The 16,047-nt window shown below is 70.9% G+C and carries 17 protein-coding genes; 6 read left to right on the forward strand and 11 right to left on the reverse strand.

The annotated features are described in order from the left end of the window. On the forward strand, positions 1-526 hold a 526-nt coding region (locus ACNFOC_RS36535), incomplete at its 5' end, for a phosphotransferase (RefSeq protein ID WP_416963325.1). On the opposite strand, the gene ACNFOC_RS36540 is transcribed toward ACNFOC_RS36535, so the two are convergent. The 4 genes from ACNFOC_RS36540 to ACNFOC_RS36555 all read right to left on the reverse strand — a co-directional run bounded on the left by ACNFOC_RS36540 (position 459) and on the right by ACNFOC_RS36555 (position 5,591). Continuing rightward, a complete protein-coding gene (locus tag ACNFOC_RS36540; RefSeq protein WP_416963326.1) occupies positions 459-2,051 on the reverse strand; it encodes a sensor histidine kinase in 1,593 nt (530 codons plus the stop codon). The genes ACNFOC_RS36535 and ACNFOC_RS36540 overlap by 68 nt on opposite strands. Next, on the reverse strand, positions 2,048-2,794 hold the full coding sequence (locus tag ACNFOC_RS36545) for a response regulator transcription factor (protein WP_416963327.1): 747 nt from the start codon (positions 2,792-2,794) through the stop codon (positions 2,048-2,050). Before ACNFOC_RS36545 ends, ACNFOC_RS36540 begins: the two co-directional genes overlap by 4 nt. After that, the gene (locus tag ACNFOC_RS36550) at positions 2,781-4,385 is read right to left on the reverse strand and encodes a streptophobe family protein (RefSeq protein ID WP_416963328.1); all 1,605 of its coding nucleotides are present in this window, start codon (positions 4,383-4,385) and stop codon (positions 2,781-2,783) included. The genes ACNFOC_RS36545 and ACNFOC_RS36550 overlap by 14 nt, the downstream gene beginning before the upstream one ends. Positions 4,386-4,604: 219 nt before the next feature. Next, positions 4,605-5,591 carry an LLM class flavin-dependent oxidoreductase gene (locus ACNFOC_RS36555; protein ID WP_416963329.1) on the reverse strand — a complete coding sequence of 329 codons (987 nt, stop codon included), beginning with the start codon at positions 5,589-5,591 and terminating at the stop codon, positions 4,605-4,607. 175 nt (positions 5,592-5,766) lie between these two features. Here ACNFOC_RS36555 and ACNFOC_RS36560 point away from each other — a divergent pair, with 175 nt between their 5' ends. After that, the gene (locus ACNFOC_RS36560; protein WP_416963330.1) at positions 5,767-6,807 is read left to right on the forward strand and encodes a phosphatidylinositol-specific phospholipase C domain-containing protein; all 1,041 of its coding nucleotides are present in this window, start codon (positions 5,767-5,769) and stop codon (positions 6,805-6,807) included. Positions 6,808-6,857: 50 nt separating this feature from the next. Beyond that, positions 6,858-7,415, forward strand: coding sequence for a glycoside hydrolase family 25 protein (locus ACNFOC_RS36565; RefSeq protein WP_416963331.1), 558 nt, complete (start codon positions 6,858-6,860; stop codon positions 7,413-7,415). Between the two features lie 55 nt (positions 7,416-7,470). Here ACNFOC_RS36565 and ACNFOC_RS36570 read toward each other — a convergent pair whose 3' ends face one another. Together ACNFOC_RS36570 and ACNFOC_RS36575 are read right to left on the reverse strand one after the other, a co-directional pair. Further along, positions 7,471-8,181, reverse strand: coding sequence for an NADPH-dependent F420 reductase (locus ACNFOC_RS36570; protein ID WP_416963332.1), 711 nt, complete (start codon positions 8,179-8,181; stop codon positions 7,471-7,473). A 90-nt stretch (positions 8,182-8,271) separates the two neighbouring features. Then, a complete protein-coding gene (locus tag ACNFOC_RS36575) occupies positions 8,272-8,949 on the reverse strand; it encodes a FadR/GntR family transcriptional regulator (protein ID WP_416963333.1) in 678 nt (225 codons plus the stop codon). 233 nt (positions 8,950-9,182) lie between these two features. Between ACNFOC_RS36575 and ACNFOC_RS36580 the strand changes: the two genes are divergently transcribed. Together ACNFOC_RS36580 and ACNFOC_RS36585 are read left to right on the forward strand one after the other, a co-directional pair. Continuing rightward, on the forward strand, positions 9,183-10,787 hold the full coding sequence (locus tag ACNFOC_RS36580) for a 2-isopropylmalate synthase (RefSeq protein WP_416963334.1): 1,605 nt from the start codon (positions 9,183-9,185) through the stop codon (positions 10,785-10,787). After that, complete coding sequence (locus tag ACNFOC_RS36585) at positions 10,784-11,578, forward strand: ABC transporter ATP-binding protein (protein WP_416963335.1); 795 nt, start codon at positions 10,784-10,786, stop codon at positions 11,576-11,578. Before ACNFOC_RS36580 ends, ACNFOC_RS36585 begins: the two co-directional genes overlap by 4 nt. A 69-nt stretch (positions 11,579-11,647) precedes the next feature. On the opposite strand, the gene ACNFOC_RS36590 is transcribed toward ACNFOC_RS36585, so the two are convergent. Then, complete coding sequence (locus ACNFOC_RS36590) at positions 11,648-11,860, reverse strand: EF-hand domain-containing protein (RefSeq protein WP_019060883.1); 213 nt, start codon at positions 11,858-11,860, stop codon at positions 11,648-11,650. Between the two features lie 48 nt (positions 11,861-11,908). Further along, positions 11,909-12,826: a MerR family transcriptional regulator gene (locus ACNFOC_RS36595; RefSeq protein ID WP_416963336.1), complete on the reverse strand. Its 918-nt coding sequence runs from the start codon at positions 12,824-12,826 to the stop codon at positions 11,909-11,911. A gap of 58 nt (positions 12,827-12,884) precedes the next feature. Between ACNFOC_RS36595 and ACNFOC_RS36600 the strand changes: the two genes are divergently transcribed. Further along, positions 12,885-13,520, forward strand: coding sequence for a GNAT family N-acetyltransferase (locus ACNFOC_RS36600; RefSeq protein WP_416963337.1), 636 nt, complete (start codon positions 12,885-12,887; stop codon positions 13,518-13,520). A gap of 18 nt (positions 13,521-13,538) precedes the next feature. On the opposite strand, the gene ACNFOC_RS36605 is transcribed toward ACNFOC_RS36600, so the two are convergent. The 3 genes from ACNFOC_RS36605 to ACNFOC_RS36615 form a co-directional block, all read right to left on the reverse strand. Beyond that, complete coding sequence (locus ACNFOC_RS36605; RefSeq protein WP_416963338.1) at positions 13,539-14,138, reverse strand: ADP-ribosyltransferase; 600 nt, start codon at positions 14,136-14,138, stop codon at positions 13,539-13,541. 108 nt (positions 14,139-14,246) lie between these two features. Next, the gene (locus tag ACNFOC_RS36610; protein WP_416963339.1) at positions 14,247-15,443 is read right to left on the reverse strand and encodes a YVTN family beta-propeller repeat protein; all 1,197 of its coding nucleotides are present in this window, start codon (positions 15,441-15,443) and stop codon (positions 14,247-14,249) included. After that, a partial coding sequence (locus ACNFOC_RS36615) for a polysaccharide deacetylase family protein (protein WP_416963340.1) occupies positions 15,443-16,047 on the reverse strand: 605 nt, incomplete at its 5' end. The genes ACNFOC_RS36615 and ACNFOC_RS36610, both read right to left, overlap by 1 nt.

Below are 16,047 nucleotides of genomic sequence, written 5' to 3' on the forward strand. Positions count from 1 at the left end.
TTTGGTGGACACGTCAGAGGTGTATAAGAGACAGCGCGACACCCGGGCGGCGATCGAGGCCGTGGACGGCGTCTTCGACTCCGCCGCCCTGACCGAGGTCTGGGACAACGCGCTCGACGCCCCCGCCTGGGACCGCGAACCGGTGTGGTGCCACGGGGACTTCCACACGGGCAACCTGCTCACCGTCGACGGCCGGATCTCCGCCGTGATCGACTTCGGCGGGCTGAGCATGGGCGACCCCGCCTGCGATCTGGTCATCGCCTACACCCTGTTGTCCGCCACGACCCGCCCGCGCTTCCGCACCGCGCTCGCCCTGGACGAGGCCACCTGGACGCGCGGCATGGGCTGGGCCCTGACCACCGCCCTGAACGCCTACACGACGTACGCGGCCACCGAACCCCGCATCGCCCGGCAGACCACCCGCCAGCTCACCGAGGTCCTCACCGAACACGCGGGAGTCACCCCAACAGCCCGGCCGGCGCCCGCAGTTCGGAATTCTCGGAATGAAGCGGGAGCCGGACTCTGAAGGTCGCCCCCCGCCCGGGCGCCGAGTCGACCTCGACCCGCCCCGCGTGCGCACCGACCAGGGAGTCGACGATGGCCAGCCCCAGTCCGGCGCCACCGGTGGCGCGCGTACGAGACGTGTCGGCGCGGTAGAAGCGTTCGAAGATGTGGGCGGTCTGGGCCGGGGTGAGCCCCGGCCCCTCGTCCGCCACCTCCAGGACCGCGTCCTCGCCGACCGTGCCCACACCGATGCGGATCGCCGTGCCGGGCGGGGTGTGGGCGACCGCGTTGCCGACGAGGTTGGTCACGACCTGGCGCAGGCGTGCCTCGTCGGCCAGGGCGGGAGCCGAGGCGGGGGCGCCGACGCCGTCCGGGCCGGTGAGGGCGACCGGGCGGGTGGCGTCCAGGGCCCGTACGTCGTGCAGGGCGTCGGCGGCGAGGGTGCGCAGGTCCGTGGGGGCCAGTTCGAGGGCCGGGCCCAGATCGCCGATGGTTCCCAGGCTGTGCTCGTCGAAGCGCGCCAGCAGCAGCATGTCCGCCACCAGCCGGGCGAGGCGGTCCGACTCCCGCGCGATGCGGGCCATCGTGGCGTCGATGTCCTCGCGGTCGGAGACCGCGCCCATGCGATGCAGATCCGTGAGGCCCTTGATACCGGCCAGCGGGGTGCGCAGCTCGTGGCTGGCGTCGGCGACGAAGCGCGTCATCCGCGCCTCGGACTCGGCACGCGCGGCGAACGCGGTCTCCACCTGGGCGAGCATGCCGTTCAGGGCGGTGGCCAGACGGCCCATCTCCGTGTGCGGGCCCGCCAGTTCGGGGACGCGGCGGGACAGGTCACCGGCCGCGATCTCGGCCGCCGTCTGCTCGATACGGGTCAGCGGGCGCAGCCCGGAACGCACCGCGAACCACCCGGCGAGACCCAGCACGACGAGCAGCCCGAGCCCGGTGGTCTCGTAGATGTGCCACATCCGGTCCACCGTGCCGTCCACCTGGCTCATCGACGCCGACACGACCACGCTGCCGCCCGCACCGCCGGCCGCGCTACTGTCCGGCGACGCGACACGGGGCACCCGGGGCACGACGATCGACCGCCACCGGGTGTCGCCCGAGGTGCCGGCCACGGTGAACGCCTTGCCCGCGCGCGCGGCGACGGCGGACGCGTCCAGCCTGGGCAGGTCCGGCCCTGACGCGTCCTCGGTGCGTTTCGGACCGGCGAGCGAGTCGATGCTGCTCTCGACGGCGCCGTCCTTGTCCACGTAGGTGATGACGGGGTTGCCCAGTACCTCCGTACTGAAGTCGGTGAGACCGGGCGGCGGTTTCCCGTCGGCCCCGGTCTTCGCCACGGTCGGCGGGAGTACGGCGAACACCTGGGCGGACGCCCGGAGTTGGGCGTCGACGCGGTCCCGCATGTAGGCGCGCAGGGCATTTCCGGTGACCAGGCTGAACGCGGTGAACCCGGCCGTCAGCAACACCACGGCCAGCAGCAGCACCCGGCTCCGCAGCGAGGCCCGCGCCCACATGACGCGCGGCCGGAACGAGTCGGCGCTCACGCCCGCGGCCCGCGCAGGACGTATCCGACGCCGTGCACCGTGTGGATCAGCTTCGGCCCGCCGTTGTCCAGCTTCCGGCGCAGATAGCTGATGTACGTGTCGACGATTCCGGTGTCGCCGCCGAAGTCGTACTCCCACACCCGCCCGAGGATCTGCGCCTTGCCGACCGTGCGCCCGGCGTTGGTCATCAGGTAGTGCAGCAGCCGGAATTCGGTGGGCGAGAGCCGTATCGGCTCACCCGCGCGGGTCGTCTGGACGCCCTCCGGGTCGAGTTCGAGGTCGGCGACCCGCAGCAGCGCCGCGGGGTCGCCGCTCGTGCGGCGCAGCACCGCGCCGATCCGGGCGATCAGCTCCTGGAGGTCGAAGGGCTTGGTGACGTAGTCGTCGCCGCCCAGGAGCAGCCCCTCGATCTTGTCCTGCGTGGCGTCGCGGGCGGTGAGGAACACGACCGGGATGTGCCCCGCGCGCGAGTCCGCGCCCCGCTGCTCGCGCAGCCGCCGGATCACCTCGAAGCCGTCCATGTCGGGCAGCATCACGTCCAGCAGGACCAGGTCGGGCGACACGTCACGGGCCCCGTCCAGCGCCTCCTGCCCGGTGGCGGCCGAGGCGACCGTGAAACCGGCGTGCCGCAGCGCCGCGCACAGCAGCTCCCGTACGGTCGGTTCGTCGTCCACGACCAGCAGGTTCACGTCCGTGGTGGTGGGCCGGGACAGGTGCGGTCCCGCCCGCTCAATGGTTGCCAAGGGGTGCCTCCAGGGTGCCGGGATCGGTTCCCGGCGCCGGGGCGTGCGAGGACGCGGCCGACGGGGACTTGCGCGCGAGGATACGGCGGGGGGATGTCATTCCTCCGTAAAGGTCCGCTGTGCGCAGCAGGCTCCCCAGGAATCCGGCCACGCCTCCGGCCGGCAGCCCGAACACCACCGTCCACAGCACGCCGCCGGTCAGCTCGGCCCGCGTGCCGCCCATCTCGCTGCCGAACATGCTGACGCCGAAGTTCCCGGACGCCCCGGCCAGCCAGGCCGCCGAGCCGAGGACGACCGCCGTGACGATGCCGAACCGCTCGGCCGTCCCGAGGTGCCGGGCCAGCGGGCCGTCGTAGCGGTGCAGGGGGCGGGTGTGCGCCGGGACCGTGTTCCGGGCGGCCACATATGCGCAGGTCAGCAGGATGACGGCGGTCACCGCGAGCGCCGCGGACCACAGCGGCCAGCCGCCGGCCGACAGACTCCTGAGGTGCTCGGTCCGGTCCGTCTGCTGCGCGGCGGCGGTCTGCTGTCCGCCGCCCAGGGCGCCCATCAGCGAGGCGAGTGGATTGCCGCCCTGGCTCTGCACGGGGTGCGTCGCGGCCGTCCACGGCGTACCCACGCCCAGCGTCAGCAGCACGGCCAGCGCGTTCGGCGCCGCCAGCAGCACCGCGCCGGCCACCGTCCCGGCCCGCCCACCGGTCACCGCTCCCACGAACGTCAGCAACGCCATCGGTACGGCGACCAGGACCAGGAGCGCGCGTACGACGGCCGAGAGACTCGGCGCCCACCCGGGCCGCACCCGGTCCACGGCACCGCCCAGCGGCACCCGCACCCGACGGCTGACCAGGCACCCCAGGGCGAGCACCACGGCCACCCACACCAGCGCGCCGAACGCGGTCGCGCCGACGTGGACGTCGTACGACATCGTCGTGTCCTGCGTGGTGCCGGCACCGCCGCCGAACATCCCGCCGAGCGCACCCGTCGCACCACTGCCACCGCTCGCCCCGGCGCCCTGCCCACCGCCGAGCCCGCGGCTCATCGCCGACGCGGGCAGGCTGAACGTCCCGTGCGCGAGGGTGGCCACGAGGATGAACGCGACCAGAGCCGCCGCTCCGGCACCGGCGGCCCGGGCGCCCAACTCACGTGCGGTGACCGGCCGTTGCCGCAGCCGCCGGGAGAACACCAGCCACAGCACCACGGACCCGACCAGGGTCACCCCGAGCGGCATGACCGAGGCCGCCCCGCTCATCGACGGGCTCATGCCGCCCCCGCCACCGCCGAGGAGCCCGGACAGTATCGAACCCATCGACCCCGAACTACCGGCGCCTGCCCCGGAGTTGACCGAACCGGCACTCACCGACCCGCCAACCGCCATGGCGGCCAGGGCCATTGCCATCGTGCCCAGCGATCCCACCGACCCCGCCCCCAGCAGCCACAGCGCGAGCCACGCCACGACGGCCATCGCGAGGAGTCCGCACAGCGCGGCCGCCGCGCCTTCCAGGGCGCTCGCTCCCGTACCGTCCGGCAGGAGTACGGGGACAGGACGGGAAACAGGACGGGACCTTGCGGTCGTAGAGGTAGAGACAGGCATCGCGGGAACCCTCCGGAGCTTTTCGGGGACGTCGTCCGCACAAGGTGGCGTACGCGATTGCCGGGTTCCGGAGAGGTTCTGGGAGGTTTCTGAGAGTCGGCGTGGCGGGACGCGGGTCACGGGGGCGGTACGGCCGATGTGTCCGGTCCCGTTCCCAGGAAGTTCCCAGAACCGCCCGGCCGTGCGACCCGCCATCCACTGTCCGCCACCCACTGTCCGCTATCCGAAGGCGGGCAGCACCTCCCGCTCGAACAACCGCAGACTCGACCACGCCAGATCCATCGGCATCCCCCCGCACAGCGGATGGAACTGCGTGAACGGCGTTGGCGCGGCCTTCAGTTCGGTCACGAACCGCTCGGGCGTGAGGACGCGGTACTGGTCGCCGCGCCGCAGTTCCGCCAGACCGTCGGCCGTACGGAAGGGCGCGGCCACGTCGTCCTGGGCCTGCCACTCGCCGTAGGCGTTGGTCTCGTGCAGGAAGAACGGGGCCATCCGCTCCCAGCCCTCGTCGGGATCCTCGGCGAGCGCAACCACCCGGTTCGGCCCGATCGGGCTGGGCCCGGGGTCGGGGCGGCCCAACTTCCCGGTCTCGTCGCGGTAGTACTCCCACACCTCGGGCACGGAGGGCACGAACCCGTCGGCGATCCGGGCGGCCCGGCGCGCCGCCGGTTCGCTGCTGCCGCCGAGCAGGACGGAGGGGCCGCCCGGCCGGTACGGCGCCGGCGTGACGCGCACCGTACGGCCCCGATAGCTGAACGGCTCCCCCGTGAAAGCCGACTTGAGGGTGGTCACCACCTCGGTGACCCGCCTGGCCCGCTCCTTCATCGGCACGTCGAACATGGCGAACTCCTCGCGCACATAGCCGCCCGCGACGATCAGGTCGACGCGCCCCCGGCTGATGTTGTCGAGGACCGCCAACTCCTCGGCGAGGCGCAGCGGATCGTGGAAGGGGGCGATCAACGCGGCGACGAGGAACCGGACCTGCTTCGTGCGGGCGGCCATCGCCGCGAGCATCTGGACCGGGCTGGGCAGATAGCCGTCCGGCGAGCCGTGGTGCTCGGAGACGGTGATCCGCGTACAGCCGAGCCCGTCGGCCCACTCGGCCATGTCGAGGGCGGCCGCGTAACGGTCCGCCATGGCCGTACCGGCCGACTCCGGGTTGCGGAAGTCGAATCGAAGGGCGAACGCCATGCCAGGACCAGTCATCGTTCGAGAATATGATTCTCGATGATGAGAACGCAATATCCATGAGCAGGAACAACCTTTACCGAACCAGCGGAAGGTGATGTTCCCCCAGCCTCTACCGAGCAGTAACCCCTTCGCCCTACGCTGCTGCCGCCAACAACGCGCCAACCAGGCCACGGCGAAGGGGACTTGACCCATGAAGGCGATAAGACGGCTGGCCGCGCTGCTCGGCGCGACGGCCCTGCTGCTGACGGGGGCCGCGGGCAACGCCCATGCGGCGGCGGCGAAGTTCTCCGATACGACGACGATCGGGACGCACAACGCGTACGAGAAGGACAAGTACACGTACTGGGCGCAGGCGTTGGACTCCGGGGCCTCACTGCTCGAACTGGACGTCTACGCCGACAGTCTGACCAAGCGGTGGCGGGTCAGCCACAGCAACCCGCTCGGCAACGACAACAACTGCGAGTACGCGAGCACCCCGGCCGACCTGTACAGCAAGGACCGCAACCAGGACCTCGGCAGCTGCCTCGACAACATGGCCGCCTGGAACACCCTGCACCCGGACCACGCGCCCATCATCATCAAGGTGGAGATGAAGGTGGGCTTCAACAACAACGTCGGCCTCGGCCCGGACGAGTTCGACACCCTGGTCTCGCAGAAGCTCGGCAGCAGCGTCTACAAGCCGTCCGACCTGCTCGGCTCCTCGTACTCCACGCTCGACGCGGCGGCGAAGGCGAACGCGTGGCCGTCCCGCGACGACCTCAAGGGCAAGTTCGTCTTCGAACTGATCCCGGGCACGGTCGAGCAGTCCAACCCGTTCGACAGCTACTGGACGGACCAGGAGTACGGCGACCATCTGCGCGACCTGTACGCGGCCGGCACGATCGCGCAGGCGCAGGCCTTCCCGGCGGTGCTGGGCGCGGCGAACGGCGATCCCAGGGCGAGCCGTTGGACGTCGGACACCTCGATCCGCCCGTGGTTCGTCTTCTTCGACGGTGACGCGGCGACCTACGTCAACAACGGCTACGACACCTCGTTCTACTCCACGAACCACTACATCCTGATCATGACGGACGCGTACGCGGTGGCCCCGGCGATCTCCTCAACTGCCCCCACGGACGCGGAAGTCGCCGCCAAATTGGCACTACTGGCAGCGGACCACGCAAGCGTGATCACTTCTGACTGGTCGTCGAAGTCGGCGTCGGTGCTGTCGTCGTCGGCCACCAGAACCTGAGGTTCCGGATCCGGAGGTTCCGGATCCGGCGGACGGGGCACAAGTCCCCCATGTTGCATGGCATCGACGTAAGCGCGTTCCAGTCCACCGCGTACGACACGGACGGCTCCTCCTTCGTCTTCATCAAGGCGACGGAGGGCCGCTCGTACGTCAACCCGAGACTCACCGCCCAGACGAAAACGGGCCGTGACGCGGGACTGGTCGTCGGTTTCTACCACTTCCTCTGGCCGGGCAACATCACGGCCCAGGCGGAGTACTTCGTCAGCAAGGCCCCCGAAAAAGCAGGCGACTTGCTGGCCGTCGACTGGGAGACCACGGGCGACGGCACCCACGCCACGAACGCGGAGAAGGACAGTTTCATCCGCAAGGTGAAGGCCCTCCGCCCGAACAACCGGGTCATCCTCTACTGCAACCGCAACTTCTGGCTGACCATCGACAAGACCTCCTACGCGGGCGACGGCCTGTGGATCGCCGACTACACGACCGCCGGCAAGCCCCGCATCGAGGCGGACTGGAAGTTCCACCAGTACACGTCCGACCCCCACGACAAGGACGTCGCCGACTTCACGACCAAGGCGTCCTTGCAGACGTGGGCGAAGGACGCCTGATGGCCGTGCGAGCCGACGAGTGACCGGTCGGGCGAGCAGGCGGGGTGCCGCCCCCTCAGCCCTTGAAGTCCCCCGTCCGCTCCGGCGAAGCCTCCGCCAGTCCCTTCACGATCACGTCCACGCCCTCCCGCAGCCCGTATACCGGCGTCCCCGGCTGCTGCCGCCAGGACTCGTCGAGCGTGCCCGCGTCCACGGTGTCGAAGCCGAGGTCGTTGATCAGGGCCCGGACCACGCGCTTCGCCGCCTCGTCGTCGCCGGCCACCGGGAGGGCGAGGCGGTCGGGGGCGCCGGCCGGGCGGTGAGCGTCGAGGATGTCCTGGGCGTAGGTGCCGTTGAAGGCCTTGATGACGGTGTGGCCGATCTGCTGCGCGACCCAGCGGCTCTCCATAAGACCCTCGTCGAGGATCGCGGCGATCCGGCCGTCGCGCCCGGGGTAGTAGTTGTTGGTGTCGATGACCGCGACGTTCTCCGCCGCACCGTCGAGGAAGCCCTTGGGCAGGTTCGCGACCGCCTTCAACGGGACGGTGACCACGACGACCTCGGCCCCGTTCGCCGCCTCCTCGACCGGTACGGGGGTCGCCCCCGTCTCCTCGGCCAGCGCGGTGAGCGTCTGCGGGCCACGCGAGTTGGCGACGGAGACGTCGTGGCCGAGTGCGGTGAGCCGCCGGGTGAGGTTGCCGCCGATGTTGCCCGCGCCGATGATGCCGATCTTCATGACAGACCCTTCGTCGATCCGAAACGCACGCACGATCCATGCGCGATTCATGCACACGCATGCTTCTGGGGGCCACAACCCCGGGCCGCCGTCACCTATTCCGGACCCTCCGCCGCACGAGTGACACCACGCTCGCGGCACCTACTCCCCGAACGGATCCTCCAGCTCCGCCCGGAGCACCTCGGCGGCCGTCTCCGCGTCCCCCTCCGCGACCGCCCGCACCAGCGCCTCGTGCGCCGCGTCCCCGGTGTTCGGATCGTGCGCGCGCAGTTCCGTCAGCGCCAGCAGCTCCACCAGCCCCTCACGCAGCACCGGCGTGAACTGGCCGAAGATATCGGCGAGTACGGGGTTGTGGGCGGCGGCGACCACAGCCGCGTGGAACGCGATGTCGGCGTCGACGAACGCGATGTCGTCGGCACTGGCAGCGGCTCGACGCGCCTCCAGCGCGCGCTCCATCGCCGTCACGTCCTCGGGCGCACGACGGCTCGCCGCCAGCCGTGCCGCCTGGACCTCGACGCCCATCCGCACCTCATAGACGTCGGTCACCGCGGCCCGCCGCAACCGGGTCGGCCAGTCCTCGGCGGGCTCGGTGGCGACGACGAAGACTCCGGCACCCTGTCGTGGCCGGACCAGCCCCGCCCCGGCGAGCGCCCGCAACGCCTCACGGACCGTGGAGCGCCCCACCCCCAACTCCGTGGCCAGCGTGGTCTCACCGGGCAACTTGGTGCCGACCGGCCACTCACCGGCGGCGATCTGCGCGCGCAGCCGCTCGGCGGCCTGCTCGACGAGGGGACTGGGACGGACGGGACCTAGCGGCACGGGCAGCTCACCAACTCGGAAATCATCGGGCTCATCAGTACTTGTTGTGGCTCATCGGTCTCAGGAGATTCTCACTTGTCTGAGGACCTGAGGTGTGGATAGCGTACCGGCATGACGCTTCGCGGTCTGCTTCTTCTCGGCTGCCGCGGCGGGGCCTGACGCGACCGGCACCCCGCCGCGGGTCGCCGTGCTGCCGGTCACCGTCCGACCGAGCCGAGAGCAGTCAGCAGACGATGACCATCGCATCCCCCTTCAGCTGGAACCCCCAGCGCCCGAGCCCGATGCCGTACGACCGCTACCGCCCCTTCCACGAACGCGTGAACGTCCCTGCCGGGGACCGGAGTTGGCCCGCCGCCCGGATCGACCGCGCCCCTCTCTGGGTCCCCGTCGATCTGCGCGACGGCAATCAGGCCCTCGCCGAGCCGATGGACACACCGCGCAAGCGCCGCCTGTTCGACCTGCTGGTGGCGACCGGTTTCAAGGAGATCGAGGTCGGCTATCCCTCCGCGAGCCGTACGGACTTCGACTTCGTACGGCACCTGGTGACCTCGGGGGCCGTACCGGACGACGTCACGCCGGTCGTGTTCACCCCGGCCAGGCCGGAGTTGATCGACCGTACCTTCGACGCGATCGAGGGACTGCCCCGCGCGGTGGTCCACCTGTACATCGCGACCTCCCCGGTGTGGCGGGAGGTGGTGCTGGGCCGGGACCGGGGTGAGGTGTGGGCGACCGTGCGCGCGGCGGCCGAGCACATGGCACGCGGGGCGGGGGACGCGCCCGGCATCCGTTTCCAGTTCTCGCCGGAGACCTTCAACCTCACCGAGCCCGACTTCGTCCTCGAACTGTGCGACGGACTCACGGAGTTGTGGGACGCGAGCCCCGACCGGCCGGTCACGCACAACCTGCCGGCCACGGTCGAGATCGCGACGCCGAACGTCTACGCCGACCAGATCGAGTACGCCCACCGCAACCTCTCCCGGCGCGACGCGGTGATCCTCTCCGTCCACCCGCACAACGACCGCGGCACGGGCGTCGCCTGCGCCGAACTCGCCGTCCTGGCGGGTGCCCAGCGCGTCGAGGGCTGTCTCTTCGGCAACGGCGAACGCACCGGGAACGTCGACCTGGTGACCCTCGCGCTCAACCTCTACGCCCAAGGGGTGGACCCCATGGTCGACTTCGGCGACATCGACGCGGTCCGGGAGACCGTCGAGCACTGCAACCGGCTGCCGGTGCACCCCCGCCACCCGTACGCGGGCGACCTCGTCTACACGGCGTTCTCGGGCACCCACCAGGACGCGATCAGCAAGGGGTTCGCGCAACACGCCCGTGCGGCGGCCGAGTTGGAGGTGCCCGAGGGCCGCGCCCCCTGGTCCGTCCCCTACTTGCCGATCGACCCGGCCGACGTGGGCCGCTCCTACGAGGCGGTGATCCGCGTCAACTCCCAGTCCGGCAAGGGCGGAATGGCGTACCTGCTGCGCACCCACCACAGCCTCGACCTGCCGCCGCGCATGCGGCCCGACTTCTCCCGGGTCGTCCAGGAGGCGACGGACGCGAGCGGCCGGGAGGCGACACCGAAGGAGTTGTACGAGCTGTTCCGGGAGACCTACGTGGTGGAAGGCCCGCCCGAGCAGGGCGAGTTGGTGGGTCTGGACACCTCCGCCCTGATCGAGGCGCTCGCCGGGACCGGATGCGCGGTGGAGGTGCTTGAGCTGACCGAGGACGGGACGGCCGCCTACGCCGAGTGCCGGGTGAACGGCGTCACGGTGTGGGGTGCGGCGGAGGGTCCGGCGGCCTCCGTGCGGGCCGTCCTCTCCGCGGTGAACCGGGTGCCGCGATGACAGACGTGCTGCACGCCGAGAACGTCCAGGTCGTACGCGACGGCCGCCCCATCCTCGCCGAAGTCTCCCTCACCGTCCGCACCGGCGAGCACTGGGCGCTCCTCGGCGCCAACGGGGCCGGAAAATCAACCCTGTTGAGCCTGCTGGGCGCGCAGGTCCACCCCACGGGCGGGACCGTGGAGGTACTCGGCCGACGCCTGGGCCGGGTCGACGTACGGGAGTTGCGGTCCTACGTCGGGCACGTCAACCCCCGCCATCCGCTCGCCGAGCCGCTGCGGGTCCGGGAGGTCGTCCTGACCGGGGTGACCAACTCCGTCGCGCCGCTCCCCCGTTGGCGGCCGACGCCGGAACAGGAAGATCGGGCCGACCGGCTCATCGGCACGATGGGGCTGGCGGAACTGCGTGACGCACGCTGGCCCACGCTCTCCCAGGGGCAGCGCGGCCGGACCCTGATCGCCCGCGCGCTGATGCCCGAGCCCCGGCTCCTGCTGCTGGACGAACCGGCGACGGGCCTGGACCTGCCGGGCCGGGAGCGGCTGCTCGACGCTCTGGACGGGCTGCGCCGGGAGCATCCGGACCTGGCCACCGTCCTGGTCACCCACCACCTGGAGGAGCTGCCCGTCGGCACCACCCACGCCCTGCTCCTGCGCGACGGCCGCCCCCTCGCGCAGGGCCCGGCGGCCGACGTCCTCACCAGTGACCAGGTCGGCAAGTGCTTCGACCTGCCGCTGGTCCTGGAGCGGCACGAGGGCCGCTGGAGCGTACGGATCAGGCGCGGCCGCCGGCCATGACCCGCCGGCGGACATGACGGAAGGGGCGCCCGTCCACCGTAGGACGGGCACCCCTTCCGGCCGGTCGGGTCACTTGTTCAGGTGGGCCCAGAACTCGTCGAACGACAGGACCTTGTCCCCATTGAGGTCCCGGCTCTTGATGATGGCCTCGGCGACCGTCTCGGTGACGTTCCAGTCGCCTCCCTGAGCCAGGGCGGTCTTGAACTCGGCCGCGGTGATGAAGCCGTCACCGTCCGTGTCGATCCGCTGGAAATGCTTGCGTGCTTCCTCGATGTCCGCCACCGGATCCGCCCCTTCGTAACGCTTTACTGCCTGTTGACGGACGTCAGACTAACCGGCCGCGCGAGCCCGCAGCGCGGCGACCACCCACGCGAACTCCTCCCGGTGCGCCGCCGCGGGCCCTCCGCCCTTCACCGTGGCCAGCAACTCCCGGTAGCGGGCGAGCCGTTCGTTGGACGCCGACTCCATCCGTTCGAGTACGACGGCCGGGTCGCCGCCGTCGCCCAGCACCTCCCGCAGGATCGCCTCCGCCTCCGGCGACTCGGGGGCGATCCCCCGCTCCCTGGCCTCCGCGCCCAGCTGCACCAGCCGCATGGGGAACCAGGTGGACCGCCCGCGGACGGCCATGCGGTCCTGGTCCGACGCGTTGAACTCCATGGTCCTGCGCATCTGCGCCCGGAACTCCGGGTCCTGCACCATCTCCGCCAACTCCACCCAGGCGTCGACCTGTTCGGGGGTCGGGTCGTCCGGGAGGTCCACCGCGATGGAGCGCATCCGCTCCTCGATGGCCGGATCGACGGAGTCGAGTCCGTGGAACAGCTCGTCCACGAACTCCTCCATGATCCGCTTCCGTTCGGCTGCCGACAGCCGTGCCAGCTTGTTCATGAACGTCATCTCCTCTGCGGTCGAACCGCGTCGCGCCACGGTCGACAGCACCGCCCGGGTCACCCTCAGCGACTGGATCTGCGCGTCCAGCGCCACCACGTGCGCGGCGGCCACCTCCGCGACCGTCGTCTCACCCGCCAGCACCCTGCGCACGTCGTCCAGGCCGAGGCCCAACTCGCGCAGCGTGCGGATCAGTTCGAGGCGGGCGGCGCACTCGGCGTCGTAGAGCCGATAGCCGCCCGCGGAGCGGGTCACCGGGGTGAGGACGCCCTCGTCGGACCAGTAGCGGATGGTGCGCACGGTCAGTCCGGTGGACCTGGCCAGTTCCCCGATGGTGAGGAGTCCGGTGCCGTCGTCGATCATGTCTGTGAGTGTGGGCCTTCCAGTGGGTGGAGACTCAAGCGGCGCAAGGAGCTTGGTGATGGAGACTCTTCGGGACATTCTCGATGCGGTGGCCCGGGACGACCTCCCGCCGGCGGACGGTCGCGTGACCGTCGTACCGCAGATGTCCGAACGGGACGCGGGGGTGCTCGCCTTCACCGCGCACGCCGTCGTCTTCGTCGACGAGGATCCGCGGTGGGTCCACGACACCCTCGCCGCCGTGCCGTGCGACGCGCTCGCGGCGCCGATGAACCCGTGGTTCCTGATGGCCCTGCTGGAGCGGACGGGCCGCAGGGCGGAGACGATCGACGCGATGCTCGTGGGTTCCCCGCTGCCGGGCGAACCGCCGCTCCCCCTGCGGGAGATCACGGACGGCGACCACCCACGGATCGTGTACGCCCGCGGCCGCCGCGACGACGTGCGCGCCTGGACGACGGAGGGCGGCGTGCTGGTCCTGGGCCGCGGGGTCGGGGGCCGGTTGGAGGTCTCCGTGGAGATCGACGAGGACGTACGACACCGGGGTCTGGGCCGCGCCCTGGTGGCGGCGGCCCGCCACCTCACCACCGAGCCGCTGTGGGCGCAGGTCGCGCCGGGGAACGCCCGCAGCATGCGGGCGTTCCTGGCGGCGGGCTACCGTCCGGTGGGTTCGGAGGCGGTGCTGCTCAGCGCGCGATAGGCGCCGGCGCCACGGGTGTCAGTGCCACGGGTGGTAGTACGGGTTGCTCTCGCAGTCGCTCATGATCTCGACCTTGGTCTTCTTGTCGACCGGGCAGACGCCGATGATGTACTCCCGCTTGATGCCGCCGGGGAAGGCGACCTCGACCTGGTCGGCCCACTTGTGGGTGTCGCCGATGGTCTTGTTGACGTCCACTCCGCCCGGGGCGTCGATGTAGTAGTTGTAGCCCGACTTGTACCAGGTCTTGTACAGGTCGTGGTCGTACGTCGTCGAGACGTACGGCGAGGGCTGGTTGACGAGGACGTACTTCTCCACGTCGTACTGGCCGTTGACGACGTCCCTGGGGGCGAAGCCCTGGTCGAAGACGATCGCCGGGCCCCGGCTGTCGCTGCGGTAGAGGGTGCCGCAGGTGGTGCGCCAGACCGGGTCGGGGGTGATGCGGGTGATGTCCACGCGCTGGTCGACGGCGGCCATCGCGGGGTCGGCGACCACGGGACAGGCCGGGGCGGCGGCCCTTGCGGGCGTGTGGGTGGGGACGGTCGCGGCCGTGGTGGCGAAGACGGCCGCGAGGGACAGGACGGCGGCAGCGGTCCGCCGCCGCAGGTGAAGGGTGATCATGCGGGGCACGATCCCGGTTCTCCGGCGGCGGACGGTGGATCATCACTCGTACGGGGGCGTGTCCAACTGACCGGATTTCAGCCGAGATTCAGCGGACTCCTACGTGCCTCAGCGGAAGATGCCCGTGTGGCCCAGCGAGTAGCGCCCCGGTTGCGGGTACACCGCGAGGCCGTGCGGGCCGCCGCCGACCTTGATGCGGGCGAGCTGGGTGCCGGTGCGGGTGTCGATGGCGTAGACCTCGGAGTTGTAGCGGCCGGACAGCCACAGGACCTTGCCGTCGGCGGAGACGCCGCCCATGTCGGGGCTGCCGCCGTTCGGAAGGCGCCACTTCTTCGTCAGCTTGTTCTTGGTGAAGTCGAAGATGGAGATGGTGCCTTCGCCCCGGTTGGAGATGTACATCTCGCGCGAGTCCCGGCTGATGTACAGGCCGTGGCAGCCCTTGCCGGTGGGCAGGAAGTCCGGCTTGGCGAAGGTGTCGCCGTCCAGGACCCACATGCCGTTGGCCATCATGTCGGCGATGTAGAACTTCTTGCCGTCCGGCGAGATCTTGACGTCCTGCGGCATCGAGCCGTGGAACGGCAGTTTCTGCTGGCCGATGACCTTCATCTTCTCGGTGTCGACCTTGAGGAGTTCGCCGCTGAACTCGCAGGAGACGACGAAGTACCGCCCGTCCGGGGAGAAGTCGGCGTGGTTGACGCCGTAGCAGCTGACCGGGACCGCCTTCACGGTCTTCATCGTGTGCGCGTCCCGGAACACCAACTGCCGGTCCAGCGAGGCCATGACGATCGCGTACTTCCCGTTGGGCGTGAAGTACAGGTTGTACGGGTCGTGCACGTCGACGGGCTTGCCCGCCCTGCCCGTTCGCGGGTCGATCGGGGTGAGGGTGTTGCCCCGGTCGTTGTTGACCCACAGCGTCTTCAAGTCCCAGGAGGGGACGACGTGTTGGGGCTGCGCGCCGACCGGGATCGTCTCGACGACCTTGTACGTCTTCGGGTCGATCACCGAGACCGTGTTGGAGTTGGTGTTCGGGACATAGACCCGCGACGGGAAGTCCCTTACGACCGGGGAGAGTTGGTTGGGGCGGTCGGCCGCGTACACGTCGGCCGGGTCGAGCACCGGCGGCATACCGGGCAGCGCCCGCGCGACCTGCGCCTTCTTCTCCTGCTGCGGCGGCAACGCGGCCTGGGTGCCGAGGGCCTCGTCGGCGTGGTCCTGCGATCCACAGCCGGCGAGGGCGGCCAGCACGGCGAGCGCGGCGCCGCCGACCAGGACGCGGGCGGCGCGGGTGAGGGGGATGTGTCGCATCAGCTCAGCAGCTCCGTGGTCGTCACCGCGCGCAGTCCGCGGCGGTCGAGTTCTTCCAGTACGGCGGGGAGCGCGGCGACCGTGTCGGCGTACCCGAAGTGCATGCTCACGACGGACCCGCCGCGGACCTCGGCGAGCACCTTGCGGGTGACGGCGGGGGCGCCGGGCGCGGTGAAGTCGAGGGAGTCGACGTCGTAGGACAGCACGTGCGGGTAGCCCACGCGGTGGGCCAAGCGCTGGACGAGCGGGGACGCGGTCGCGGCGCGCGAGGGCCTGAACCAGGTGCCGATCGAGCCGGTGAGCCGCTTGAGGCGGTCGGCGCAGCCGGTGATCTCGGCCAGCGCGTCGGCCTCGGACAGGGTGTTGACGGCGATGTGCCGCTGGGTGTGGTTGCCGAGGTCGTGGCCGCCGTCGAGGATGCGGCGGGCCATGGCGGGGTGGGTGTCGAGCCAGGTCCCCACGGCGAGGACGGTGACGCGGGCGCCGTGTTTCTCGGCCTCGGTGAGGAGCGCGGTGGCGATCTTCGGGTCGCCCTGGCCATGGAAGGTGAGCGCGATCCTGGGGTGGTCGCGGGGTCCGTGGGTGATCTGCGCGGGCTGGTGGG

Origin of the sequence: Streptomyces colwelliae, assembly GCF_048158785.1 — a bacterium.
Taxonomy (GTDB): Bacteria; Actinomycetota; Actinomycetes; order Streptomycetales; family Streptomycetaceae; genus Streptomyces.